The 22901-nt window shown below is 77.0% G+C and carries 22 protein-coding genes, 1 tRNA gene and 1 pseudogene; 9 read left to right on the plus strand and 15 right to left on the minus strand.

Annotation, left to right across the window (positions count from 1 at the left end):
* The first annotated feature begins 101 nt into the window (after positions 1 to 101).
* A complete protein-coding gene (locus EDC03_RS01815) occupies positions 102 to 926 on the plus strand; it encodes a YaaA family protein (protein WP_123378467.1) in 825 nt (274 codons plus the stop codon).
* The gene (locus tag EDC03_RS01820; RefSeq protein WP_241966970.1) at positions 923 to 2173 is read left to right on the plus strand and encodes an SLC13 family permease; all 1251 of its coding nucleotides are present in this window, start codon (positions 923 to 925) and stop codon (positions 2171 to 2173) included. Before EDC03_RS01815 ends, EDC03_RS01820 begins: the two co-directional genes overlap by 4 nt.
* 15 nt (positions 2174 to 2188) lie before the next feature.
* Here EDC03_RS01820 and EDC03_RS01825 read toward each other — a convergent pair whose 3' ends face one another.
* From EDC03_RS01825 to EDC03_RS01875, 11 genes and pseudogenes are all read right to left on the minus strand, one after another.
* A complete protein-coding gene (locus EDC03_RS01825; protein WP_123378468.1) occupies positions 2189 to 3076 on the minus strand; it encodes an SCO6745 family protein in 888 nt (295 codons plus the stop codon).
* Between the two features lie 47 nt (positions 3077 to 3123).
* Positions 3124 to 3918 carry an SDR family oxidoreductase gene (locus EDC03_RS01830; RefSeq protein WP_123378469.1) on the minus strand — a complete coding sequence of 265 codons (795 nt, stop codon included), beginning with the start codon at positions 3916 to 3918 and terminating at the stop codon, positions 3124 to 3126.
* Positions 3919 to 4114: 196 nt separating this feature from the next.
* On the minus strand, positions 4115 to 4822 hold the full coding sequence (locus EDC03_RS01835; RefSeq protein WP_123378470.1) for an NADPH-dependent F420 reductase: 708 nt from the start codon (positions 4820 to 4822) through the stop codon (positions 4115 to 4117).
* A 38-nt stretch (positions 4823 to 4860) separates the two neighbouring features.
* Entirely contained in the window at positions 4861 to 6024 is a 1164-nt protein-coding gene (locus tag EDC03_RS01840) for an O-succinylhomoserine sulfhydrylase (protein WP_199719899.1), read from the minus strand.
* An 89-nt stretch (positions 6025 to 6113) separates the two neighbouring features.
* Positions 6114 to 6590 (minus strand): rhodanese-like domain-containing protein, encoded by a 477-nt coding sequence (locus EDC03_RS01845; RefSeq protein WP_123378768.1) that lies wholly within the window; start codon positions 6588 to 6590, stop codon positions 6114 to 6116.
* Between the two features lie 44 nt (positions 6591 to 6634).
* Positions 6635 to 7009 carry a DUF1737 domain-containing protein gene (locus tag EDC03_RS18520; protein WP_422393785.1) on the minus strand — a complete coding sequence of 125 codons (375 nt, stop codon included), beginning with the start codon at positions 7007 to 7009 and terminating at the stop codon, positions 6635 to 6637.
* Between the two features lie 12 nt (positions 7010 to 7021).
* Positions 7022 to 7462: pseudogene (locus EDC03_RS18525) on the minus strand (reverse transcriptase-like protein); the annotation flags it as partial.
* Entirely contained in the window at positions 7459 to 8229 is a 771-nt protein-coding gene (locus EDC03_RS01855; protein ID WP_241966972.1) for a zinc ribbon domain-containing protein, read from the minus strand. The gene EDC03_RS01855 and the pseudogene EDC03_RS18525, both read right to left, overlap by 4 nt.
* Positions 8230 to 8500: 271 nt before the next feature.
* Entirely contained in the window at positions 8501 to 8926 is a 426-nt protein-coding gene (locus EDC03_RS01865) for a PPOX class F420-dependent oxidoreductase (RefSeq protein WP_158674165.1), read from the minus strand.
* Between the two features lie 159 nt (positions 8927 to 9085).
* Positions 9086 to 10276 (minus strand): Nif3-like dinuclear metal center hexameric protein, encoded by a 1191-nt coding sequence (locus tag EDC03_RS01870; RefSeq protein ID WP_199719848.1) that lies wholly within the window; start codon positions 10274 to 10276, stop codon positions 9086 to 9088.
* A gap of 112 nt (positions 10277 to 10388) precedes the next feature.
* Positions 10389 to 11183: an SDR family NAD(P)-dependent oxidoreductase gene (locus EDC03_RS01875; protein WP_123378475.1), complete on the minus strand. Its 795-nt coding sequence runs from the start codon at positions 11181 to 11183 to the stop codon at positions 10389 to 10391.
* 262 nt (positions 11184 to 11445) lie between these two features.
* Here EDC03_RS01875 and EDC03_RS01880 point away from each other — a divergent pair, with 262 nt between their 5' ends.
* From EDC03_RS01880 to EDC03_RS01890, 3 genes are read left to right on the plus strand one after another with little or no spacing between them, the layout of a single operon-like run.
* The gene (locus EDC03_RS01880) at positions 11446 to 12777 is read left to right on the plus strand and encodes a sensor histidine kinase (protein ID WP_123378476.1); all 1332 of its coding nucleotides are present in this window, start codon (positions 11446 to 11448) and stop codon (positions 12775 to 12777) included.
* Positions 12765 to 13442, plus strand: coding sequence for a response regulator transcription factor (locus EDC03_RS01885; RefSeq protein WP_123378477.1), 678 nt, complete (start codon positions 12765 to 12767; stop codon positions 13440 to 13442). The genes EDC03_RS01880 and EDC03_RS01885 overlap by 13 nt, the downstream gene beginning before the upstream one ends.
* On the plus strand, positions 13439 to 14290 hold the full coding sequence (locus tag EDC03_RS01890) for a DUF4097 family beta strand repeat-containing protein (RefSeq protein ID WP_123378478.1): 852 nt from the start codon (positions 13439 to 13441) through the stop codon (positions 14288 to 14290). The genes EDC03_RS01885 and EDC03_RS01890 overlap by 4 nt, the downstream gene beginning before the upstream one ends.
* Positions 14291 to 14305: 15 nt before the next feature.
* On the opposite strand, the gene EDC03_RS01895 is transcribed toward EDC03_RS01890, so the two are convergent.
* From EDC03_RS01895 to EDC03_RS01905, 3 genes are all read right to left on the minus strand, one after another.
* Positions 14306 to 14378: transfer RNA gene (locus tag EDC03_RS01895), tRNA-Val, on the minus strand.
* Positions 14369 to 14857: a redoxin domain-containing protein gene (locus EDC03_RS01900; protein WP_158674166.1), complete on the minus strand. Its 489-nt coding sequence runs from the start codon at positions 14855 to 14857 to the stop codon at positions 14369 to 14371. The genes EDC03_RS01895 and EDC03_RS01900 overlap by 10 nt, the downstream gene beginning before the upstream one ends.
* Positions 14858 to 14901: 44 nt before the next feature.
* Positions 14902 to 15279 (minus strand): DUF3052 domain-containing protein, encoded by a 378-nt coding sequence (locus EDC03_RS01905; protein ID WP_422393786.1) that lies wholly within the window; start codon positions 15277 to 15279, stop codon positions 14902 to 14904.
* 246 nt (positions 15280 to 15525) lie between these two features.
* Between EDC03_RS01905 and fdhD the strand changes: the two genes are divergently transcribed.
* A complete protein-coding gene (gene fdhD, locus EDC03_RS01910) occupies positions 15526 to 16371 on the plus strand; it encodes a formate dehydrogenase accessory sulfurtransferase FdhD (RefSeq protein WP_123378771.1) in 846 nt (281 codons plus the stop codon).
* Between the two features lie 155 nt (positions 16372 to 16526).
* Positions 16527 to 19271 carry a pyruvate dehydrogenase (acetyl-transferring), homodimeric type gene (gene aceE / locus EDC03_RS01915; RefSeq protein ID WP_123378481.1) on the plus strand — a complete coding sequence of 915 codons (2745 nt, stop codon included), beginning with the start codon at positions 16527 to 16529 and terminating at the stop codon, positions 19269 to 19271.
* A gap of 117 nt (positions 19272 to 19388) precedes the next feature.
* Here the strand turns inward: aceE and EDC03_RS01920 are convergent, their stop codons facing one another.
* A complete protein-coding gene (locus EDC03_RS01920; protein WP_199719849.1) occupies positions 19389 to 20120 on the minus strand; it encodes a hypothetical protein in 732 nt (243 codons plus the stop codon).
* 204 nt (positions 20121 to 20324) lie between these two features.
* Here EDC03_RS01920 and EDC03_RS01930 point away from each other — a divergent pair, with 204 nt between their 5' ends.
* Together EDC03_RS01930 and EDC03_RS01935 are read left to right on the plus strand one after the other, a co-directional pair.
* Positions 20325 to 21620, plus strand: a complete 1296-nt coding sequence (locus EDC03_RS01930; RefSeq protein WP_123378482.1) for a PucR family transcriptional regulator — start codon at positions 20325 to 20327, stop codon at positions 21618 to 21620.
* Between the two features lie 247 nt (positions 21621 to 21867).
* On the plus strand, positions 21868 to 22818 hold the full coding sequence (locus tag EDC03_RS01935; RefSeq protein WP_123378483.1) for an ACP S-malonyltransferase: 951 nt from the start codon (positions 21868 to 21870) through the stop codon (positions 22816 to 22818).
* Positions 22819 to 22901 lie beyond the last annotated feature (83 nt).

Raw genomic sequence — 22901 nt, forward strand, 5'->3', positions numbered from 1 at the left:
ATCTGCCGCCCGGGGGCGGCACCCTGTCGACACCTCGCCGCCACGGGGACGCCGCGCGGCCGCGCACGGCGTCACTCCTCGGACTCCCTACGCTGCCCCGCGTGCTCGTGCTGCTCCCGCCCTCGCAGGGCAAGGCCCCCGCGGAGCAGGGCGACCCCGTCGACCTCGCCGCGCTCTCGTGGCCGTCGCTGACCGCGACCCGCCGCCGCGTCCTCGTCGCCGCCTCCCGCCTGGCCCGCACCCGGGCCGGCCGCGAGGCCCTCGGCGCCGGCAGCGAGCAGCTCCGTCCCGAGGCCGAGCGCACGACGCGCTGGCGCACCGAGCCCGCGCGCCCCGCCGCCGAGCTCTACACCGGCGTCCTCTTCGACGCCCTCGACCTCCCCTCGCTCGACGACGCCGCGACGGCGCGCGCGCACGAGCGCGTCGTCGTCGCCTCCGCCGCGTGGGGCGCGGTGCGCCTGCCCGACCGCGTGCCGGGCTACCGCCTGTCCATGGGCGTGCCGCTGCCGGACCTCCCCCGCCTCGCGACGCTCTGGCGCGACCCGCTGCGCGCGGCGCTCGACCCGGTCGCGGAGCACGGGCTCGTCGTCGACGGGCGCTCCGCCGACTACGCCGCCGCCTGGACGCCGCGGGGCGACGCCGCCGCGCGCACCGTCTCCGTCCGCGTCCTGCGCGAGGTCGACGGGCGCCGGTCGGTCGTCTCCCACATGGCCAAGCACACCCGCGGGCTCGTCGCGCGGGCGCTCGCCGTCGAGCCCGCCGAGCCGACGACGCCGGAGGACCTCCGCGACCTCCTCGCCGCCGCCCTCCCCCCGCTCGTCCGCGACGCGACCGCCGTCTCCGTGCGCGGCGCCGAGGGCGTCGCCGTCGAGCTCGGCGAGCCGGCCCGGGACGGGCGCCGCGTGCTCGACGTCGTCCTCCGGTGAGCGCTCCCCTGCCCGAGGGCCGCGGCGCCGACCTCGTCGCCCGCGCCCGTGACCTCGCGCGGTCCCGCGCCGGGCTGTGGCTGGCCCTGGCGCTCGTCGGCGGCGTCGTCGCCGCGACAGGCCTGCTGCCCGCCGACGGGACGGTCGAGGTCGTCGGCCGCACCGCGCCGGTCCTCCTCTTCGTCCTCGGCATCACCGTCGTGGCGACGCTCGCCGACCGCGCGGGCGTCTTCGCCGTCGCCGCCGCGCGGCTGGCCGTCCTCGCCGGCGGGCGTCGCTGGGTCCTGTGGCTGGCCGTCGTGGCGCTCGCGACCGCCTGCACGGCCGTCCTCTCCCTCGACACGACGGCGGTCCTGCTGACGCCCGTCGTCCTCGCGCTCGCGCGACGGACGGGCACGTCCGGCCTGCTCCTGGCGACGACGACCGTCTGGCTCGCGAGCACCGCCTCGCTCCTGCTGCCGGTCGCCAACCTCACCAACCTGCTCGCCGTCGCGGGCCCGGAGCTGCCCGGCGGCGAGGCGCAGTTCATCGGCCTGGCGCTGCTGCCCGGCCTCGTCGCCGTCCTCGTCACCGTGGCCGTCCTGGCGGTCCTCGGCCGGTCCGCGCTGCGCGGCCGGTACGACGTCGGCGCGCTCGCCCCGCCGGAGGTCGCCGACCGCGGCCTCCTCCTGCTCGCCGCGGGCGTCTGCGTCGCCCTGGCCCCGGCGCTCGCGCTGCTCCCCCTCGTCGGCGTCCCCGTCGAGGTCCCCGCGCTCGTGGGCGCCGTCGTCCTCGTGGCCGGCGTGCTGCTGCGGCGGGGCGGGCCCACGACGACGTCGCTGCGCGGGCTCACCGACGTCCCGCTGCTGCTGGGCGTCCTCGGCCTCTTCCTCCTCGTCGCCGCCGCCACCGAGCACGGCCTCACGCAGCCGCTCGCCGCGCTCGCCGGCGAGGGGGGCGGCCTCGGCGACCTGCTGCGCCTGGCGGGCGTCGGTGTCCTCGCCGCCAACGCCGTCGACAACCTGCCCGCCTACCTCGCGCTCGAGCCCGTCGCGGGCTCGCCGGAGCGCGTCGTCGCCCTCCTCGCCGGCGTCAACCTCGGACCGCTGATCACCCCGTGGGCCTGCCTGGCGACGCTGCTGTGGGCGCGGGCGTGCCGCGAGGCCGGCGTCGCCGTCGACTGGTGGCGCTTCGCCGCCCGCGGGCTGGTGCTCGTGCCGCTCGTCGTCGTCGCCGCGACGGTGACGCTCTGGCTCGTCGCCCGCTGAGCGTCGGCCGGTCGGTCAGCCCGCGTACCGCTTGTTGCCCTCGTCCGGGTACCACCCGCGGTCGATGATCTGCCGCGACCAGCGCCCGAGCCTCTCCACGTGCCGGTCGACGTCGTCCAGCCGGTCGGTGACCACCTCCTCCGCCGCGTCGGTGAAGGCCTCGAGCGCCTCCCGGAGCGAGCGGCCGTCGTCGGTCAGCTCCTCGCCGTCGACGAGGCCGCGGTGACGGAGCCGCTCGAGCCCGGCGTCCATCTGCGCCTGCGTCCAGAAACGGGTGGCGGTGAAGGAGAACTGGTCGAAGCCGTGCCACAGCTCGTTGAGCAGGTTGGCCCCGACGCCGTCGACGCCGGCCCCGGCGAGCGCGGCGAGGTGTGCGTCGCCGCGCCGCTCGCGGACCTCGTTCGTCACGTGCCACAGCCGACCGAGGAGGTCCGGCGGCTCGGGGTGCCCGGTGAGGCCGGCGAAGAGCGGGCGCGCGACCGTCGACGTCCCGGCCACCGCCCGCTCGAGGGCGACGACGGTGTCCTCGAGCCCGTCGACCTCCTCGGGGTCGCCGAGCACCGCCCGCACGGCGTCCGTGGCACCGCGCAGGCGCACCCGACGCACCTCGGCGAGACCGACGGCGGCGCGGCCGGACTCGTACGCCGCCGTGACCGCCTCGGGCTGCCACACGCCGAAGGCGGAGACGACGACCGCCGCCGAGGGCTCCCCGAGGCTGCTCGCGCGCGGCCAGACGTAGCTCGCCGGGTGCTCGAGCCCGACGGTGGCGAGCAGGTCGAGCGCGTCGGGTGCGTGGTAGCCGAGCGTGGCGAGCGGCTCGACCGCGTCGCGCAACCGGCGCGAGGGGTGGGCGCGCCCGTCGGGCTGCGGCCGGGGGGCGAAGGCGGTGTCCGCGGTGCTCACGCGCGGATGGTGTCCCGTGCCGTCCGACGACGCCCGTCGGACGCCGGTCAGGCCATCCTGATGACGTTGCCGGTCACGCGGTCCGCTGCCTCCGAGGCGAGCCACGCGATGAGGCGCGCGGGCTCGTCCGGCTCGGCGACGCCCATCCACCGGTCGTCCGCCGCGACCGCCGCGCGCACCTCGTCGGTCACCCAGCCCGTGTCGGTGACCGGCGGGTGGACGGCGTTGGCGGTGACGCCGAAGCGCGAGAGCTCGAGCGCCGCCGACAGCGTGTAGCTGACGAGCGCGGCCTTCGCGGCGCCGTAGGAGACCTCGCCGGGGAAGCCCTCGACGCCCCCGGACGTCAGGGTGACGACACGCCCCCACGTCGCCCCTCGCCGCTGGAGGCGGAGGGCGTGCTCGGCGATGAGCAGCGCACCGGCCCGGGCGTCGACGGCGAACTGGCGGTCGACGGTCTCCGCTGTCAGCCCGTGCTGGGGCCGCCCGGCCCAGTCGTGCTCCTGCGGGCGGAAGGTGTCGAGCAGGGACGCCGTCGCGTTGTGCACGAGGACGTCGACCGGGCCCAGCTCGGCCTCGGCACGGTCGAACAGCGCGGGGACGACGGAGGCGTCGGCGAGGTCGGCGGCGACCGCGAGCGCGGTGCCGCCGTCGGCCCGGACGGCGGCGACGACGTCGTCGGCGTCCGACGCGTGCGCCCGCCGCGACCCCTCCTCGGCCTCGGGGTCGTCGAAGGCGTGGAAGGTGAGGAGGACGGCGCACCCGTCGGCGGCGAGCCGGCGGGCGGTGGCGGCGCCGATCCCGTGGTTGGCACCGGTGACGAGGGCGACGCGGCGGTGGGTCATGGGCGGACGCTAGGCGCGGGGTCGGCGACGACGCACGGGACTTCTCCGCCACGTCGGCCGAGCCCCTGGCGAGCTCGTGCGCCCAGGTCGCGGTGCACCGCGACCTGGGCGCACACACCTCGGCGCCGGAGGAGGTGGCTGCACGAGGACGCGCTCTACCGCGTTCTCGCGCAGCCACCTCCGGCGGCCGTGCCGATCAGCTGGGCGGCGCGGCCTGCGACGCGGGCTGGACGTCGCTGCGGTCGGCCTGCGCGAGGAGCTCGCGCACCGTGGCGGCGTCGCCCCGCGACGGGGAGTTGACGTCGCCGTCGCTCGCGTACGGCATGACGTAGACGGGTCGGCCGTTCTCCGAGCGCCAGCTCTCGTCGAGGGTGCCGCCGTCGTGGGCGTCGTAGCCGAGGGCGTCGAGGAAGGCCGTCACCTCGGCCTTGGCGCCCTCGTCGTCGCCGAAGAGCGGCAGCGTGGACCGCTCGTCGCCCTGCGGCCGGGCCAGCGCCGCCAGCGCGACGAAGAAGATGTTGTTGAAGACCTTGACCACGTGCGACTGCGGCAGGTGCGCCTGCAGCAGACCGCTCGTCGTGGCCGTGCCGTCCTCGAGGGCGTCGATGCGGCCGTCGCGCTCGGGGTAGTAGTTGTTCGTGTCGATGACGGTCTTGCCGGCGAGCGGCTCGACGGGCACCTGCCGGTAGGCGTGCAGCGGGACGGTGACGACGACGAGGTCGCCCGCCTCCGCGGCCTCGGCCGCCGTGGCCGCGCGCGCCCGGTCGCCCAGCTGCTCGACGAGGTCGACGAGCGTCTCGGGGCCGCGCGAGTTGGAGACGACGACGTCGTAGCCGGCGTCGATAGCCAGCCTCGCGACGGTGCTGCCGATGTTGCCGCTGCCGATGAGTCCGATGGTGGTCATGCCCGTCGAACACCCCGACGGGGCAGCACCTTCCGCCCTCAGCCCGGGAGCGCCCGCGCCAGGTCCTCGAGCAGGTCATCGACGTCCTCCAGCCCCACCGACAGCCGCACGAGCCCGTCGGTGATCCCGACGCGTGCGCGACCCTCCGTCCCGAGGCGGCGGTGCGTCGTCGTCGCCGGGTGCGTGATGAGGGACTTCGAGTCGCCGAGGTTGTTGGAGATGTCGACGACGCGCAGGGCGTCAAGCAGGCGGAAGGCCGCGTCCTTGCCGCCGTCGAGCGTCAGCGTCACGACCGTCCCGCCGGCGGTCATCTGCGCGCGGGCGAGGTCGGCCTGCGGGTGGCTGTCGAGGAAGGGGTAGACGACGCCCGTCACGCCCGGCTGGCCCTCGAGCCACTGGGCGATCCGCTCGGCCGACGCCGCCTGGCGCTGCACGCGCATCGACAGCGTCTCGAGGCCCTTGGTGAGCGTCCAGGCGTTGAAGGGCGACAGCGACGGGCCCGTGTGCCGGATGAGCGTCTCGACGCCGCCGGTCAGCAGGTCGACCGGCCCGAGGATGGCGCCGCCCATCGTCCGGCCCTGGCCGTCGATGTGCTTCGTCGCCGAGTACACGACGACGTCGGCGCCGAGCTCGAGCGGCTTCTGCAGCACCGGGGTGGCGAAGACGTTGTCGACGACGACGGTCGCGCCGGCGGCGTGCGCCATCTCGCTGACGCGGCGGACGTCGACGATCTCCTGCATGGGGTTCGACGGCGTCTCGAAGAAGACCGCCGTCGTCGGCTGCGCGAGCGCCGCCTCCCACTGGTCGAGGTCGGAGCCGTCCACGAAGACCGTCTCCACGCCCCAGCGCGGGAGGATCTCGTCGAGGATGACGAAGCACGAGCCGAAGAGGCTGCGGGCGGCGACGACGCGGTCGCCCTTCCCCAGCAGCGCCGCCAGCGCGGTGAAGACGGCCGACATGCCGGACGCCGTCGCGACGCAGGCGGGGGCGCCCTCGAGCAGGCGCAGACGCTCCTCGAAGGTGGCCACCGTCGGGTTGCCGTAGCGGGAGTAGACGAAGCGGTCGATCTCCCCGGAGAACGCCGCCTCCGCCTCGGCCGCCGACCCGTACACGTAGCCGGAGGTCAGGTACAGCGCCTCGGCGGTCTCGGAGAAGCCCGAGCGCGCGAGACCACCTCGGACGGCGAGGGTGTCAGGGCGCAGCGACCCGCCGTCGGGCCCCTCGGGCGTCGCCGTGACGTCCGCGGGGTCGAGGGGGAAGACGGCGTCGTCGGCCCCGTGGTCGGCCGGGGTCACCCCTGCCGCCAGGGCAGCCCGTCGGCCCGCCAGCCTCGCGAGCCCCGGTGGCCGGCCTCGTCGGTCGGGCCCTCGAAGCCGTCGAGCACGTTGTACGCCGGGCCGAGGCCCGCCGTCGTCGCGGCCTGGGCGGCTCCGACCGAGCGCACGCCCGAGCGGCAGAGGAAGACGAGCGGCGCGCCCTCCGCCACACCGGCGTCCACGAGCTCGGCGAGGAAGGACGGGTTCCGCTCCCCCGTCGGGAAGTGCTGCCACTCGACCGTCAGCAGGGGGCGGCCGACCGACGAGGGGTCCGGCACGCCGACGTACGCCCACTCGGCGTCCGTGCGGACGTCGACGAGCACCGCCCGCTCGTCCGCGCCGAGCAGCTCCCAGGCCTCGGTGGGCGTGAGGTCGCCGGCGTACGAGCCGTCGGCGGGCGGACGTCCGGCGGCCCCGGCCGGGGCGGCGTGCGGCGACGCCTCGGGCGCCACCTCGCCCCGGCCCGCGGCGTCGGGCGCGGTCCCGTCGGGGGCGCTCACCGCTGGTCCTCCGGCAGCACCACGGCCTGGGCGCAGTGCAGCTCGCCACCGCCCAGCGCGGTGATCACCGGCGGCCCGTGGAGGACGTAGCCCTCGTCGAGGTGGTCGCTGACCTTCTGGCAGAACGCCGACGTGTCCGGGCCGGTGAGGAGCTTGTAGCTCTTGCGGCGGGGCTTCTCGTCGGTCGGGGCGGCCGAGGCCGCGGGCAGCGCCGTCGACGCCGTTCCCACGTCCGCGGTTGCGCCTGTCTCCGTGCTCGTCACCGGGTCCTCCTCACGGGGCGACGCCGCGGCGTCGCCGTCCAGGTCCAGCAGCAGGTCGCCGAGGTGCTCGAGCTGGGCGTCGACGCCCTGCTTTACGCCGCCGGGCACCTCGTCCCGCGTCCACGTCCGCCCCGCGGCCGCGGCGTCCATCGCCTCGTTGGCGAGCCGGTCCGCGTGGCTGTTGAGCGCGCGCGGGATCCACTCGAAGCGGACCGCACCGCGCGGCCACACGGCCTGCGCCTCCTGCCAGAGGCGCTGCATGTCCGCGTGCTTGACCTTCCAGCGCCCGGACATCTGCTCGACGACGAGCTTGGAGTCCATCCGCACGAGCACCGTCGCGCCCGGGTCGATCGCCCGGGCCGCCTGGAGGCCGGCGAGCAGCCCGCCGTACTCGGCGACGTTGTTCGTCGCCCGCCCGATGGACTTGGCGACCTCCGCGAGCACCGGCCCGCCGGGCTCGCCGTCCAGCACGACGGCGCCGTAGCCCGCCGGGCCGGGGTTGCCCCGCGACCCGCCGTCGGCCTCGACGACGAGCCGGCGCCCGGAGGAGGCGGGGCTCACAGGCCGGACTCCGGCGTCCTGACGAGGATCCGGTCGCACTCCTCGCACCGCAGGACGGCGTCCTCCGGCGCGGCGCGGATACGACCGATCTCGACGTTGTTGAGCTCCATGCGGCAGCCCTCGCAGCGGCGGGCCCGCAGCGGGGCGGCGCCGAGCCCGCGGAAGTCCCGACGCGCCTGCTCGTAGATCTCCAGCAGGGCCGCGTCGACCGTGCCCGCCGTCCGCTCGCGGTCGGCGGTGACGGACTCCACGTCCGCGTCGACGGAGGCGATCGCCGCGTCCCGGGCGGTGACGGCCTCGGCCATCTCGGACTCCACGTCGGCGAGCAGCGTCTCCAGGCCGGCGAGGGCGGCCTGCGCCTGCTCCTGCCGCTCCATCACCTCGAGCTCGACGTCCTCGAGGACGGCCTGCCGGCGGGCGAGCGACTCCAGCTCGGCGACGAGGGCGGTCGCGTCCTTCGCCGAGACGGCACCCGAGTCCAGGCGCTGCTGGTTGCGCGTGGCGCGGCTGCGGACGAGCTCGACCTCCTGCTCCGCCTTCGCGACCTCACGGCCGACGTCGGTGGCGACCGTCCGGGCGCGCACCACCTCGTCGCGCAGGGACGCGTACCGCTCCTGGCGCTCGGTGACGGCCGCGCGCTCGGGGAGCGTGGCGCGGCGGTGCGCGAGCTGCGCGAGCCGCGTGTCGAGGGCCTGGACGTCGAGCAGCCGCAGCTGGTCTCGGGCGGGGGCGGTGGTGGTCAGCGCGGTCTCCCGGGTCGTCGGCACCGCTGCGGGGCAGGGCGCCGGGTGGGGCGTGCGGCGCCGCGGCGGGGTCCCCGCCGGACGGCGTCGTGCGTGCGCGGCGCGGGGCCGGCGCGCGAGGTCGTCACGCTACCGCCGGAGCCGCGGGCGCCGTGCGCGGACGGGCGGCGTCCCGGCCCGCGGACGGGGCGAGAGCGCTCCCCGGCGGACCTGCACAACTCGTGGTTCGTCGGCGGACCCGCTGGTCAGGGACGCGGCGCCGTCGGGCGTCAGGTCTTGTGCAGGTCGGCAGGGGTCAGGACCCGCGCGGCCGCAGGCGCAGGACGACCTGCCCCTCGTCGGCCCCGCGCCGTCGCAGCCGGGCCGCGGCATGAGCCAGCCCGATGAGCCGGAAGGCCACGGGGTGCTTGCGGCGCAGCAGCTCGTCGACCCGCGACCGCGCGGCGTCGTCGTCCAGCACCTCGACGGAGACCGGCGTCGTCGGCGCGCCGTCGCGCGTCCGGCCCCGCGCGTCGCACGGGGTGACCGTGCCGGTCGGTTCCCGCCGCGCGCGGCGGACCTTGGCCGACGCCGCCCCCGTCGTCACGAGCAGCGCGTCGCCGTCGCGGACCAGCCAGACCGGCGTCGGGCGCGGCGTCCCGTCGCGGCGGTACGTCACGAGGCTGACGTAGGTCTCCCCGCCGAGGTCGGCGAGGAGACGGTCACGGGCGGCGGCGTCCACGGCCGGACGGTAGCCCCGGGAGGGCGTCCGGCGGCAGGGGCCATCTGCCGGCCGGGTGCGGCCGACCCCGCCTCGGGACGGCAGGGTGCCGGCAGGGTGCGCCACCGAGGCCCTCACGGCGACGAGGTGCCGACGGGGTGCGGGTGGGGACGGTCCGCGTCAGCGGACCGGGCCGCCCGGCGCCGCGAGGCGGGTCGTCCACGGGTCGGTGCGGCGGGTGCTGACGGCCACCTCGACGGGCGCGACGCCGTCCCGCGTCGCCGCGAGGTCGGCGACGAGCCGGGAGGCCGCGCCCTGCAGCCACGGCCACTCGCTCGCCCAGTGCGAGACGTCGACGAGCGCCGGCGCCCCGCCGCGGGCGCGCTCGCGGGCCTCGGACGCCGGGTGGTGACGGAGGTCGGCCGTGACGTAGACGTCGGCGCCGCTGGCGCGGACGGCGTCGAAGAGGCTGTCGCCGCTGCCGCCGCACACGGCGACCCGCTGGACCGGCGCCGAGAGGTCGCCGGCCACGCGGACGCCGTGGTGGGTGAAGGGCAGGGCCGCCGCGACGAGGCCGGCGAAGGTCTCCAGCGGCAGCGGCCGGGCCAGGGTCCCGACCCGCCCGAGCCCGCGCGGCGAGGACCACGGCGCCAGCTCGAGGACGTCGACCGCCGGCTCCTCGTACGGGTGCGCCGCCCGGACGGCGGCGAGCACCCGCTCGCGGACCGCGCGCGGCGCGACCATCTCGACGCGCGCCTCCGTCCCGGTGTGCCGCTCCCCCGGCGTCCCGACGGCGGGGGTCGCCCGAGCACCCGGCGTGAAGGTCTGCTCACCGGTGCCCGTGAAGGCGCACCGCGCGTAGTCACCGATCTCCCCCGCGCCGGCGGCCGCCATGACGTCGACGAGCCGCTCGGCGTCCTCCGTCGGCACGAAGACGACGTGCTTGTCGAGCGGGTCGGCCGGCGAGGCCGACAGCGGCACGAGGTCGTCGAGGCCGAGCACCCGGGCCAGGGCGTCGGAGACGCCGGGCCGGGCTGCGTCCGCGTTGGTGTGCAGGACGTGCAGGGCGATGCCCGCCCTCAGGAGGCGGTGCACGACAGCACCCTTGGGGTCGTCCGCGCGCACGCTGCGGACGGGGCGCAGCAGCAGCGGGTGGTGGACGAGGAGGAGGTCCGCCCCTGTCTCCACCGCCTCGTCCACCACCTCGGCCACCGGGTCGACGGCGAGGAGGACCTTGCGCACCCGCTGCGTCGGGTCCCCGCAGACGAGGCCGACGGCGTCCCACTCCTGCGCGGACGCGGCCGGGTAGCGCCGTTCGAGGACCTCCAGGACGTCCGCGAGAGGCACGCCGTCCAGGCCCTGGGAGATCATGACGGCACCGTATCCGTCAGCGACGCTGAGTTACGTCAACTCCGGGACGGAACCAGTGGTCCACACCCGGACGGACCAGGACGACCACGCACGGATCACCACCGCGAGGTCCTCAGATCGTCTGGACGGACCCCGCGTCGACGCGCAGCGTGGCGCCGTTGACGAAGCTCGCGCGCTCCGAGCAGAGGAAGACGATCGCCGCGGCGACCTCCTCGGGCTCGCCACGACGGCCGAGCTCCATGCCCGGGCGCTCCTCCTCGAGGAAGCTGCGGATGGCCTCGTCGACGTCGGTCCCGTTCTCGTCGGCGCGCTTGGTCATCATCGCGTCGGTCATCGGGGTGGAGATGAAGGCCGGCGCCACGGAGTTCACGAGGATCCCCTCGGACGCGTACGTCTTGGACAGCCCCTTCATGAGCGCGAGGACGCCCGCCTTCGCGGCGCAGTAGGGGATCTCGTCGGCGTAGGGCTGGAAGGCGTCCTCGCTCGTGAGCAGGACGATCCGGCCCCAGCCCTTCGGCCGCATGCCGTCGATGAAGGCCTTGACCGTGCGGACGGGGCCCATGAGGTCGACCTCGACGGTCGACGTCCAGCCCTCGTCGTCGATCTCGTGGAACATGCCCTGCGCGCCGGTGATGCCGGCCGCCGCGACGATGATGTCCGGCGCGCCGCCGAGCCCCTCCTCGACGCCCCGCTTGAGGGCGGCGACGTCGTCGCGCGACGTCAGGTCGGCCGCGACCGTGACGACCTCGCCGGGCAGCCGCGCCGCGGACTCGCGCAGCGCGTCGGCGTCCTTGTCGGAGACGGCCACGCGCACGCCCTCCTCGAGCAGCAGGCGGGCGGTGTGCCAGCCGATGCCCGAGTCCGCGCCGGTGACGAGGGCGGTCTTCCCGCTGATGCCGAGGTCCATGGGTGTCCTTCCCGAGGTCTGGGGTGCCTGCCGGTGGCGGGGGCGCGGCCCCCGGCGCAGCACCGCCCCGGCAGGCGCCGGGGCGAGCAGGGCGGTCGCGCGGTGCGCGGTCCGGCCCCTGCGGGACGGTAGGCGCGCTCCACGCCGCCCGCCCGGCGAGACGGGAGCGGACCCGGCGGGCGCCTGGGGTCGGGTTTTCCCTCCCCGGGAGGAGGGCTGCCTCGGCAGCCACGGCCCCCCGCCCGTCCCTACCGTCCTCGGCATGACCTCGCCCACCGCCCCGCTCCCCGCCCGGGACGGCGCCGCGCCACCCGCGCCGGCCGCCCCCGCCGGCGCGACGCCCGCCGCCCGTCCCGGGGCGGACCGGCGCCGTCGCCCCGCGACCGTCCTGCTGGCCCTCGCCCACCTCGGCGCGCTCGGGACCCTCGGCGCCGGCGTGGGCGGCGTCCTCGTCGCCCTCCTCGGGACGGCCCTCGGGCTCGTGCCCGTCCTGGGCCTGGGGCTCGTGCTGCTCGTCGGCCTCGTCTACGTGCTCTTCGGCGTCGCCTGGCTCGAGACGGCGCGCGTGGACGGCCTGTACCGCCTGGGCCTCCCGCCGCTGCAGCTCCGGCGACGCACCGGCCCCGGCTTCTCCGGGGCCCTGCGCACGGTCGGGCGCCAGACCGTCGACGGCGCGATGTGGCGGGCCCTGGCGAGCGCCGCCGTCGCCACGCTCCTCGGGCTCCTGCTCCTCGCGCTCGCCGGGGCCGCCGCCTCGTCGCTCGCCCTCCTCGCCGCCCCGCTGTACGCCCGCGGCAGCACGGTCGACGTCCTGTGGACCGAGGTCGGCCTCGGCACCGCGCCCGTCGTCGGCCTGGTCGGCCTCGTCCTGTCCCTCGGCGGGGCGCTCGGCCTCGCCCTGCTCCACGGCGTCGTCGCCCCCGCGCTGCTGCTCCCCTCCCGCGAGGCGCAGCTCGAGGCCCGCGCCTCGGCGGCCGACGCCCGCAGCGCCGGCGCGGTCCACGCCGCGGACGTCGAGCGCACCCGGATCGAGCGCGACCTCCACGACGGCGTCCAGCCCCGCCTCGTGTCCGTGGGCATGACCCTCGGGATGGCCCGCGCCAAGATCGACGACGACCCGGCCGCCGCGCGCGCCCTCGTCGAAGAGGCCCACGTCTCCACGAAGGCCGCCATCACCGAGCTCCGGCAGCTCGCGCGGGGCATCCACGCGTCGGTGCTCGAAGACCGTGGCCTCGACGCCGCCCTGTCCGCGGTGGCCGCCCGCTCGCACGTCCCCGTGGACCTCGACGTCCGCGTCGACGGGCGCTGCTCCCGCACGGCCGAGGCGGCCGTCTACTTCGCCGTCGCGGAGTCCCTCACCAACGCCGCCAAGCACTCCCGGGCCCGCGCCTGCCGCGTCGTCGTCCGGCGGCGGCCCGACGGCGTCCTCTGGGCCCGGGTCGAGGACGACGGCGTCGGCGGCGCCCGGGTGCTGCCCGGCGGCGGGCTCGACGGCGTGACGAGCCGGGCGGCCGCGGCCGGCGGGTCCGTCCGCCTCGACAGCCCGGCCGGCGGCCCCACGGCCCTGGAGGTGGTCGTCCCGTGCGCGTCCTGATCTGCGAGGACTCCGTCCTCCTGCGCGAGGGGCTCGTCCGCCTGCTCGGCGACGCCGGCCACGAGGTGGTCGCCGCCCTCCCCGACGCCGCCGAGCTCCTGCCCGCGGTGGCCCGCACGACGCCGGACCTGTGCCTGCTCGACGTGCGGCTCCCGCCCACGTGGACCGACGAGGGCGTGCGCGCGGCGGTGGCCCTGCGGTCCTCGCACCCGGACCTGCCGGTCCTCGTCCTCTCGCAGTACGTCGAGGAGCGCTACGCCACCGAGCTCTTCACCGGGGCGGCCGGAGGGCTCGGGTACCTCCTCAAGGACCGGGTGGTCGACGTGCCGGACTTCCTCGAGGCGCTCGACCGGGTCGCCGGGGGCGGCGTCGTCCTCGACCCCGAGGTCGTCGCCCAGCTCCTCGGGCGCCGCGCGCACGACGAGCGCATGGCCTCGCTGACCGACCGCGAGCGCACCGTCCTCGGCCTCGTGGCCGAGGGGCGGTCCAACCAGGCGGTCGCGGGGCTGCTCTTCCTCTCCCCCGCGAGCGTCGAGAAGCACATCACCTCGATCTTCACCAAGCTCGGCCTCGAGCGCGACGAGCAGGGCAACCGCCGCGTGCTCGCGGCCCTGGCCCACCACCGACTGGGCGGCGAGCAGCCGCAGCGAGGAGCACCCCGATGAGCACGACCCGCCCCGCCCCCGGCGTCGCCCGCGGCGACGACCCGCGCCCTCCGTCCGCCCGGGTCGTCCACGTCGTCGTGGCGGCCGTCGGCGCCGTCGCCCTCGTCGGCGCGGGCGCCTCGGCCGCCGCGGGGACGGTCGGCGGCGCCCTGCGCCAGGACACCGCCCTCACCGCGGACGCGGCCGGCGTCACGGCGGTCGACGTCGACGTGGCCGCCGCCGAGGTCCGCGTCGTCACCGGCGGGCCCGGCACCGACGTCGGGCTCGACGTCCGCGGCGCCCGCGGCGACTGGGTCCTCGAGCGCGACGGCGGGACCCTCGTCGTCTCCTCGCCCGCGCGCTCGTCCGGCTGGGGGCTCGGGTGGGTCGGCGCCCGCGGCGAGGGCGTCGCGACCCTGACCCTGCCCCCGGACCTGGCGGGCGGGGCCCCCGACGCCGAGGTCGACGTGGCCGGCGGGGCCGTGGACGTCGACGGCACCTTCGGCTCGCTCCGCGTGGGCGCCACGGGCGGCGCCGTCGACCTCACGGGCTCGGTGGCCGACCTCGTCGTCGAGGTGACCGGCGGCGGCGTCGACGCGACGCTGCAGGACGTCGCCACGGCCGACGTGCGGACGACGGCCGGCTCCGCCGTCGTCTCGCTCGACGGCACGCCCCCCGACGCCGTGGCGGTGGACGCCACCGCGGGCTCGGTGGACCTCACGCTCCCGCCCGCCACCTACGACGTCCGGGCGGACGCGGCGGCCGGCGGGGTCGACGACCGGCTGCGGTCCTCGGCGACCTCGCCGCGGACGGTCGACGTCACCCTCTCCGCGGGCTCGGCGACGCTGCGGGAGCAGGGCGGCCGCTGAGGGCGGTGCCCGGGGTGGGCCCGGCCGGTCTCGAACCGACGACATCCGCGGTGTAAGCGCGGCGCTCTACCAGCTGAGCTACGGGCCCCCGCCGCCGTGCGTCCCCGGGAGGAGGCGCGCGGCGGCGTCGAGCGCATCATCCAGGCTGCGGGCCCGCCCGGGCGGCTGGTCGTCCCTCCACCGGACGACCAGCCCGTCGTCGAGCAGGAAGCTCGTGCGCCGCGGGGCGCCCGTCACCGGGTCGAGGACGCGCCACGCGGAGGCCAGCGCCCCGTGGGGCCAGAAGTCGGACAGCACCGGGTGGACGAGCCGCTCGGCCCGGACCCACGCCGCGAGCGCGGGGAGCGCGTCGCACGTGACGGCGACGACGTCGAGCCCCGCCGCGGAGAGGTCGCCGGCCCGGTCGCGCAGGGCACCGGCCTCCTCGCCGCAGACGGGCGAGGCGGCGAAGGGCAGGAAGACGAGCAGACGCCCGCGCCGCCCCGGGGGGAGGTCGTCCGTGACGTCGACCGACGAGCCGTCGGCCCCCACGAGGGACGGGCCGGACGGCGCGCAGGAACCCACCACGACGGCACCGGCGGGACGCCGGCGCCGCAGGGACGGCCGGGGCGTCAGCCCGCGCGGCCGCGCGAGACGAGGCGGGTGCCCGCCCAGTCGGCCGTCGCGGCGATGGAGGACGTGGAGTGCAGGCCCGCGATGGGCGCGGCGTCCTCGATGTCGGCGGGCGCCACGTGGCCGGGCCGGCCGCTCTTGGGGCTCAGCAGCCACACCACGCCGTTGTCGCCGAGCGAGGTGAGGGAGTCGACGAGGGCGTCGACGAGGTCGCCGTCGCCGTCCCGCCACCACAGCACGACGACGTCGACGGCCTCGACCGCGTCCTCGTCGAGCATCTCCTCGCCGGTGAGCGCCTCGACGTCGTCGCGGAGCTGGTGGTCGACGTCGTCGTCGTAGCCCAGCTCCTGGACGACCTGGCCGGGCTGCAGGGACAGCCGCTGCGCGGCCCCGCCCTCCGCGCTCGTGCTCTGACCCACCGTCCTGGCCTCCCCCTGCTGCTGTACCGGTCGTCACGGCGTCTCCGTGGCGCTGCCTCGTGCAGTCGCCGACCGTAGTGCACGGGTGCCGCCCCGGGCCCGGCCACCGCGACGACGGGTGCCTACGCTCGCCCGGTGAGGGCCGAGGAGCGCACGCCCGCGGACGTCGGCACGCCGCCCCCGGCGGGCTCCGGCGCCGTCGAGGTGCTGCGGGTCGACCTCTCCGACGCCGCGGCGCCGGAGGGGGTCCGCCGCGACGACGCCGTCGCCGTCGAGGAGCCGCTCGAGGTCCGCGTGGGGGGCGCGCCCGTCGTCGTGACGATGCGGACGCCCGGCGCCGGCGCCGACCACGCCGACGACGACGACCTGGCCCTCGGCTTCCTCCTCACCGAGGGGCTCCTGCCCGGGCCGGACGCGGTCCGCCGCACGACGGCGTGCCTCGACACCGACCTGCAGGGACGGCCGACGGTCGGGACGGTCGACCTCGAGCTCGTGCCCGGCGTCCCCGCCCCCGACCTCGAGGGACGCCGCACCTTCGGCATGACGTCGGCCTGCGGCGTCTGCGGCTCGGCGAGCATCGACGCCGTCCGGGCGCGCACCGGCGCGGACCTGTGGCGGGACCGCACGCAGGTCGACGCCGCCGTCCTCGCGGCGCTGCCGGACCGCCTCCGGGAGGCGCAGCGCGTCTTCTCCCGCACGGGCGGCCTCCACGCCGCGGGCCTCGCCACGCCGGACGGCGAGCTGCTCGTCGTCCGCGAGGACGTGGGGCGGCACAACGCCGTCGACAAGGTGCTGGGCCGCGCCGCCCGCGACGTCGGGTGGCCGCTGACCGGCCACGTCCTCGTCGTCAGCAGCCGCGCGTCCTTCGAGCTGGCGCAGAAGGCGTGGACGGCGGGCGTGCCCGTGCTGGCGGCCGTCTCGGCGCCGTCGTCGCTCGCGGTGCGGCTCGCGCACGAGTCCGGCATGACGCTCGCCGGGTTCGTCCGCGCGCCGCGGCTCAACGTCTACGCCGGCGCCCACCGCGTGCGGCTCCCCGCCGGCACCACCTGATGTGACGCGCGCCCCCCCGGCGCGCGAGGATGAGCCCCGTCGCGGGGACGACCCTGCCCGCGACGTGCGGCCGACCCGGCCGCGACCGACGACGGACCGGTGCCGCACGCGCCGGCGGGCGAGACGGAGACGCAGTGGCAGCAGGCAAGAACGCGATGCCCGGCCAGATCCCGGACGTCGACCCGGAGGAGACCGCCGAGTGGCTCGACTCCTTCGACGGCGCGGTCGAGGAGCGCGGTCGCACCCGGGCGCGCCACCTCATGCTCGCCCTGCAGCAGCGGGCCGCCGAGCGCGGCGTGGGCCTGCCCGTGCCCACGACGACGGACTACGTCAACACGATCGTCCCCGAGGAGGAGCCCTGGTTCCCCGGTGACGAGGAGGTCGAGCGCCGCTACCGCGCGTGGCTGCGCTGGAACGCCGCCATCACGGTGCACCGCGCCCAGCGCCCCGAGATCTCCGTCGGCGGCCACATCTCCAGCTACGCCTCCTCGGCGACGCTGTACGAGGTCGGCTTCAACCACTTCTTCAAGGGCCACGACGGCGGCACGCCGGACCAGGTCTACATCCAGGGCCACGCCTCCCCCGGCGTCTACGCCCGCGCCTTCCTCGAGGGCCGGCTCTCCGAGACCGACCTCGACGGCTTCCGCCAGGAGCTGACGGCCAAGGGCCGTGGGCTGCCGAGCTACCCGCACCCGCGCCTCATGAAGGACTTCTGGGAGTTCCCCACGGTGTCCATGGGGCTCGGCCCGATGAACGCCATCTACCAGGCGCAGTCGAACAAGTACCTCACCGCGCGCGGCATCAAGGACGTCGCCGCGAGCCACGTCTGGGCCTTCCTCGGCGACGGCGAGATGGACGAGCCGGAGAGCCGCGGCCTCCTGCAGGTGGCGGCCAACGAGGGCCTCGACAACCTCACCTTCGTCGTCAACTGCAACCTCCAGCGCCTCGACGGCCCGGTGCGCGGCAACGGCAAGATCGTCCAGGAGCTCGAGTCCTTCTTCCGGGGCGCGGGCTGGAACGTCATCAAGGTCCTCTGGGGCCGCGAGTGGGACCCGTTGCTGGCGGCCGACCGCGACGGCGCCCTGGTCCAGGTCATGAACCAGACGCTGGACGGCGACTACCAGACCTTCAAGGCCGAGTCGGGCGCCTACGTCCGCGAGCACTTCTTCGGCCAGGACCCGCGCACCCGCAAGCTGGTCGAGGGCTACACCGACGACCAGGTGTGGGGCCTCAAGCGCGGCGGGCACGACTACCGCAAGGTCTACGCGGCGTACAAGGCCGCTGTGGAGCACCAGGGCCAGCCGACCGTCATCCTCGCGAAGACCGTCAAGGGCTACGGGCTCGGCTCCCACTTCGAGGCGCGCAACGCGACGCACCAGATGAAGAAGCTGACGATGGAGGACCTCAAGGCCTTCCGCGACAGCCTCCGCATCCCCATCACGGACAAGCAGCTCGAGGCGGACCTCTACCACCCGCCCTACTACCACCCGGGCGAGGACGCCGAGGAGATCCGCTACCTCCGCGAGCGGCGCCAGAAGCTCGGCGGCGCCCTCCCCTCCCGCCGGACGACGCCGCACACGCGCATCGAGATGCCGGGCGACGACGCCTACAAGGTGGTCAAGCGCGGGTCGGGCAAGCAGACGATCGCCACGACGATGGCCTTCGTCCGCCTGCTGAAGGACCTCATGCGGGACAAGGAGCTCGGCCGCCGCGTCGTGCCGATCATCCCGGACGAGGCGCGCACCTTCGGCATGGACTCGTTCTTCCCGACCGCGAAGATCTACAACCCCAAGGGCCAGAAGTACCAGTCGGTCGACCGCGAGCTCATGCTGAGCTACAAGGAGTCCGAGTCCGGCCAGATCCTCCACGTCGGCATCAACGAGGCCGGCTCGGTCGCGGCCTTCACGGCCGCGGGGACCTCGTACGCCACGCACGGCGAGGCGCTCATCCCGGTCTACGTCTTCTACTCGATGTTCGGCTTCCAGCGCACGGGCGACAGCCTGTGGGCGGCGGGCGACCAGATGGCCCGGGGCTTCCTCCTCGGCGCCACCGCCGGACGGACGACGCTGACCGGCGAGGGCCTGCAGCACGCGGACGGCCACTCGCCGCTGCTCGCCTCGACCAACCCGGCGGTCGTCTCCTACGACCCCGCCTACGGCTACGAGATCGGCCACATCGTCCGGGCCGGCCTCGAGCGCATGTACGGCGACGGCCCGCAGGGCACCGACGCGGCCGGCCACGACGTCGACCCGAACGTCATGTACTACGTGACCGTCTACAACGAGCCCATGGTCCAGCCGGCCGAGCCGGAGGACGTGGACGCCGAGGGCATCGTCCGCGGCATGCACCTCGTCTCGGCCGGGCACGAGGGCGACCGCCCGCGAGTGCAGCTCCTCGCCTCCGGCGTCGGCGTGCCGTGGGCGCTCGAGGCGCAGGAGCTCCTCGGCACGGAGTTCGGCGTCGACGCCGACGTCTGGTCGGTGACGTCGTGGGGCGAGCTGCGCCGTGACGCGCTGGCCTGCGACGCCTGGGCCTTCGAGCGGCCCGGCGCCGCGGCCGACGAGGCGCCGGTCCCGTACGTCACGCAGCGCCTGCAGGGCCGCCGCGGCCCCGTCGTCGCCGTGAGCGACTACATGCGCTCCGTCCAGGAGCAGATCCGCCCGTGGGTGCCCGGCGGCGACTACACCGCCCTCGGCACGGACGGCTTCGGCCTCTCCGACACCCGCGCGGCGACCCGTCGCCACTTCCGGGTCGACGGCCCGTCGACGGCCTACGCCGCCCTGCGGCGCCTCGCTGCGCTCGGCGAGGTCGACGCGGACGCGCCGAGGCGGGCGTACGACCTGTGGAGGATCGACGACGCGAGCGCGGGCACGTCGGGCTCCGCGGGCGGGGACGCCTGACCGGTCCCCCCGACGACGGACGGGCGGCCACCCCTCGGGGTGGCCGCCCGTCCGTCGTCCCGGCCCGGGGCCGGCGAGGTGCGGTGCCGCGGTGACGGGCGCGGCGGCCCGTACGGCTCAGGCGCGCGGGCCGCGCTCGGCGCCCGCGATGACGCGCTCGAGCTCGGCCCGCACCTGCTCGACCCGGTCGTGGTCGGCGGCGTCGGCCTTGCTGTCCTGGAGCACCTGCAGGTGACGGCGGGCCTCGCCCACGCGCCCCGCCTCGACGGCCGCGTGCACGAGCTGCACCCCGGCGTCGACGCGGTGGTCGCGCGGGCGCCAGTGACCGACGCCCAGGCCGAGCGCGTCGCCCGGCATGCCGGCCTCGCGCAGGACGGCGATGCCCTCGGTCAGGGCGCGGCCCGAGGGGTCGCGCTCCGCCGCGGTCGACAGGCGCCGCATCGCGCCGTCGTGGTCGTCGCGCAGGGAGAGCCGGCCGAGCTCCAGCAGCGGGTACCAGGCGCGGCTGCTGCCGGCCATCTCCTCCGCCAGGGCCCACACGGCGTCGTCCTCGGCCCGGGCGGGCGCGTCCTCGGCGTGGTTCTCGGACGCGCGGCGGCGGACGATGCCGGCCAGCTCGACGAAGGCGGGCTCGTCGTTCGGGTCCTCGTGCAGCCGGTCGCGCAGGGCCTGCTCGCGGCGGTCGTCGGGGTGGCCGTGGCCGGAGGCGCGACGCGCCGCGTGGCCGGCGCGGGCCGGCGAGGTCGTGGCGGTTCCGCCCGGGGCGGTGGAGGAGGCGGGGGCCTCGGGGTCGGGAGCGCCGGGAGCACTGCCGCCGACCCGTCGACGCAGCTTGTCGAGCAGGCTCATGCGGTCCTTCCGTCAAGGGGGCGGACCGCGCCGTCGTGCTTCGCGCAAGACCTCCGGACGCTTCGACCATAGCGCCCGCCCCCCGGGCCAGCACGCCCCACGAGAGGCCCCCGGCGGCCCTCCTCGGGCTGGTCGGACGACGGCTCGGGCCGGCTCCCGGCCGCGGGGGCCGCGGGCCGGGAGCGCCTCCGTACGATCCGCCGCATGGAGCCGACGACCCGCGCCGCCCGTCGCGCGCGGCGGGTCGAGCCCACCGCCGACGACCTCGCGCGGCTGCGGGCCGCGACCGGCCTGCTGTCCACCGCCGCCCTGCGCCACCTCGACGAGGCCCTCCCCTGGTACTCGTCCATGCCCGCGCAGGACCGCTCGTGGGTCGGGCTGGTCGCGCAGGCCGGCATCGGCGCCTTCGTCACCTGGTACAGCCACCCCGACGCGCCCCTCACCGTGACGGCGGACGTCTTCGGGTCGGCGCCGCGCGAGCTGACGCGCGCCGTGACGCTGGCGCAGACCCTGGAGCTGGTGCGCGCGGCCGTCGACGTCGTCGAGGACCACGTCGACGTCGTCGCCGCCCCAGGGCGCGAGCAGCACCTCCGCGAGGCCGTCCTGCGCTACTCCCGGGAGGTCGCCTTCGCGGCGGCCGAGCTCTACGCGGGCGCCGCCGAGGCCCGCGGCGCGTGGGACGCCCGGCTCGAGGCCCTCGTCGTCGACGCGGTCGTCCGCGGCGACGTCGACGACGCCGTCCGCTCCCGCGTCGCCGCGCTGGGCTGGGGACGGCCCGCCGCGGTGGCCGTCGTCGTCGGCTCCGCCCCGGCGGGCGACCCCGAGGACGTCGTCCACCGGCTGCGGCGGGCGGCCCGCTCCGCCGCGGACGACGCCGTCGTCGGCCTCCAGGGCGAGCGGCTCGTCGTCGTCCTCGGCGTCTCCCCCCGGCCCGACGACGACGGCGCGCAGCCCGCGACGGACGCCGGGCTCGACCCCCGGTCGGTCGACCTCCGGCGTGCGACGACGGCGCTGGCCCGCCACTTCGGCCCCGGACCCGTCGTCGTCGGCCCCGCCGTCGCGGACCTCGAGCACGCCGGCACGTCCAGCCGCGCCGCGCTCTCCGGCCTCGCCGCGGCCCGCGCCTGGCCCGCGGCCCCGCGGCCCGTCCTCGCGGACGAGCTGTGGCCGGAGCGGGTGCTGGCCGGCGACGTCCGTGCGCGCCGCGCCCTGCTCGACGTCGTCCACCGCCCCCTCGCCGACGCGGGAGGAGCGCTGGCGCAGACGGTCTCGACGTACCTGGAGACCGGGCGGTCGGTGGAGGCCACCGCCCGCCTGCTCTTCGTGCACCCCAACACCGTGCGCTACCGGCTGCGGAAGGCCCTCGACGTCACCGGGTGGGACGCGACGAGCCCGCGCGACGCGCTCGTCCTGCAGGTCGCCCTCGTCGTCGGCGCCCTCGCGGACGGGCCACCACGGCCGACCGGCGCGGCCGGGAACGGCGGGAGGCCCTCCGGCTGAGGCCGTCCCGACCCGGAGCGGGGAGGGTGCCGAACCCGCCCGACGGCCGACCGGCCCCTGTCGGCGGACCCACGGGCTGTCACACCTGCCACATCCGGCGCACGACGGCCCACCGACCGGCCGCAGGGGCGTCACGCCACGGACACCGCACCGTCGTCCGCCGTTGTAGGACTCCCACAACGTCGACCCCTCGCTGCTGTGCCTGCCCGCACCGCCTCGGCCCCTCCGCCGGGAGCAAGGTCGCTGGGTGCTCGTCATCACGTGCCCCGGGCAGGGGTCCCAGAAGCCCGGCTTCCTCGCCCCCTGGCTCGAGGTCCCCGGCGTCGCCGACCACCTCCACTGGCTGTCCGCCGTGACCGGCCTCGACCTCGAGGCCCACGGCACCACCTCCGACGCGGAGACCATCCGCGACACCGCCGTCGCGCAGCCCCTCATCGTGGCCAGCGGCCTCGTGGCGCTGCGGGCGCTGACGGACGGCACGGACGACCTCGACCTCGTCGGGGCCCTGGCCGGCCACAGCGTCGGCGAGATCACCGCCGCCGCCGCGGCCGGGGTCCTCTCCGAGGAGCAGGCGGCCGTCCTCGTCCGCGAGCGGGGCCGCGCCATGGCGGCCGCGGCCGCCGCCACGCCCACCGGCATGAGCGCCGTCGTCGGCGGCGACCCCGAGGACGTGGCCGCGGTGCTCGCGCGCCACGGCCTCGTCGCGGCCAACGCCAACGGCGCGGGCCAGGTGGTCGCCGCCGGCACGACCGAGCAGCTCGAGGCCCTCCGGGCCGACGGCCCCGCCCGCGCCCGCGTCATCCCGCTGCAGGTCGCCGGCGCCTTCCACACCGAGCACATGGCGCCGGCCGTCCCCGCCCTGGCCCGGCTGGCCGGCGCCGTCGCCCCGCGCGACCCGCGCGTGCCGGTCGTCTCCAACGCCGACGGGACGGTCGTCGCGGACGGCCGCGAGGTGCTGGACCGGCTCGTGCGCCAGGTGGCGCGCCCGGTGCGCTGGGACCTCTGCGCGGAGACCTTCGCCGACATGGGCGTCACCGGCCTGCTCGAGGTGCCGCCCGCCGGCACGCTGGCCAACCTCGCCAAGCGGTCGCTGCCGGGCGTCGAGACCTTCGCCCTCACCACGCCCGACCAGCTGGACGACGCGCGCGCCTTCGTCGCCCGCCACGGCGAGCGGCGCACCTCGGGCGGTGCCGCGTGAGCGCTGACGCCGTGGGCACCAGCGGCACCGGCGGGGCGACCCCGCCGCGCCGCGAGCGCCCCACGCTGGCGACCCGCCGCGGC

Source organism: Pseudokineococcus lusitanus (genome assembly GCF_003751265.1).
Taxonomy (GTDB): domain Bacteria; phylum Actinomycetota; class Actinomycetes; order Actinomycetales; family Quadrisphaeraceae; genus Pseudokineococcus; species Pseudokineococcus lusitanus.

What these genes read in the sequence shown, in the direction of transcription:
- EDC03_RS01870 (WP_199719848.1), bottom strand. Translation starts at nt 10,276, where the DNA reads ATGATCTCCCAGGGCCTGGACGGCGTGCCTCTCGCGGACGTCCTGGAG.
- aceE (WP_123378481.1), top strand. Translation starts at nt 16,527, where the DNA reads ATGCCCGGCCAGATCCCGGACGTCGACCCGGAGGAGACCGCCGAGTGG.
- EDC03_RS01890 (WP_123378478.1), top strand. Translation starts at nt 13,439, where the DNA reads ATGAGCACGACCCGCCCCGCCCCCGGCGTCGCCCGCGGCGACGACCCG.
- EDC03_RS01920 (WP_199719849.1), bottom strand. Translation starts at nt 20,120, where the DNA reads ATGAGCCTGCTCGACAAGCTGCGTCGACGGGTCGGCGGCAGTGCTCCC.
- EDC03_RS01830 (WP_123378469.1), bottom strand. Translation starts at nt 3,918, where the DNA reads ATGACCCACCGCCGCGTCGCCCTCGTCACCGGTGCCAACCACGGGATC.
- EDC03_RS01930 (WP_123378482.1), top strand. Translation starts at nt 20,325, where the DNA reads ATGGAGCCGACGACCCGCGCCGCCCGTCGCGCGCGGCGGGTCGAGCCC.
- EDC03_RS01880 (WP_123378476.1), top strand. Translation starts at nt 11,446, where the DNA reads ATGACCTCGCCCACCGCCCCGCTCCCCGCCCGGGACGGCGCCGCGCCA.
- EDC03_RS01835 (WP_123378470.1), bottom strand. Translation starts at nt 4,822, where the DNA reads ATGACCACCATCGGACTCATCGGCAGCGGCAACATCGGCAGCACCGTC.
- EDC03_RS01875 (WP_123378475.1), bottom strand. Translation starts at nt 11,183, where the DNA reads ATGGACCTCGGCATCAGCGGGAAGACCGCCCTCGTCACCGGCGCGGAC.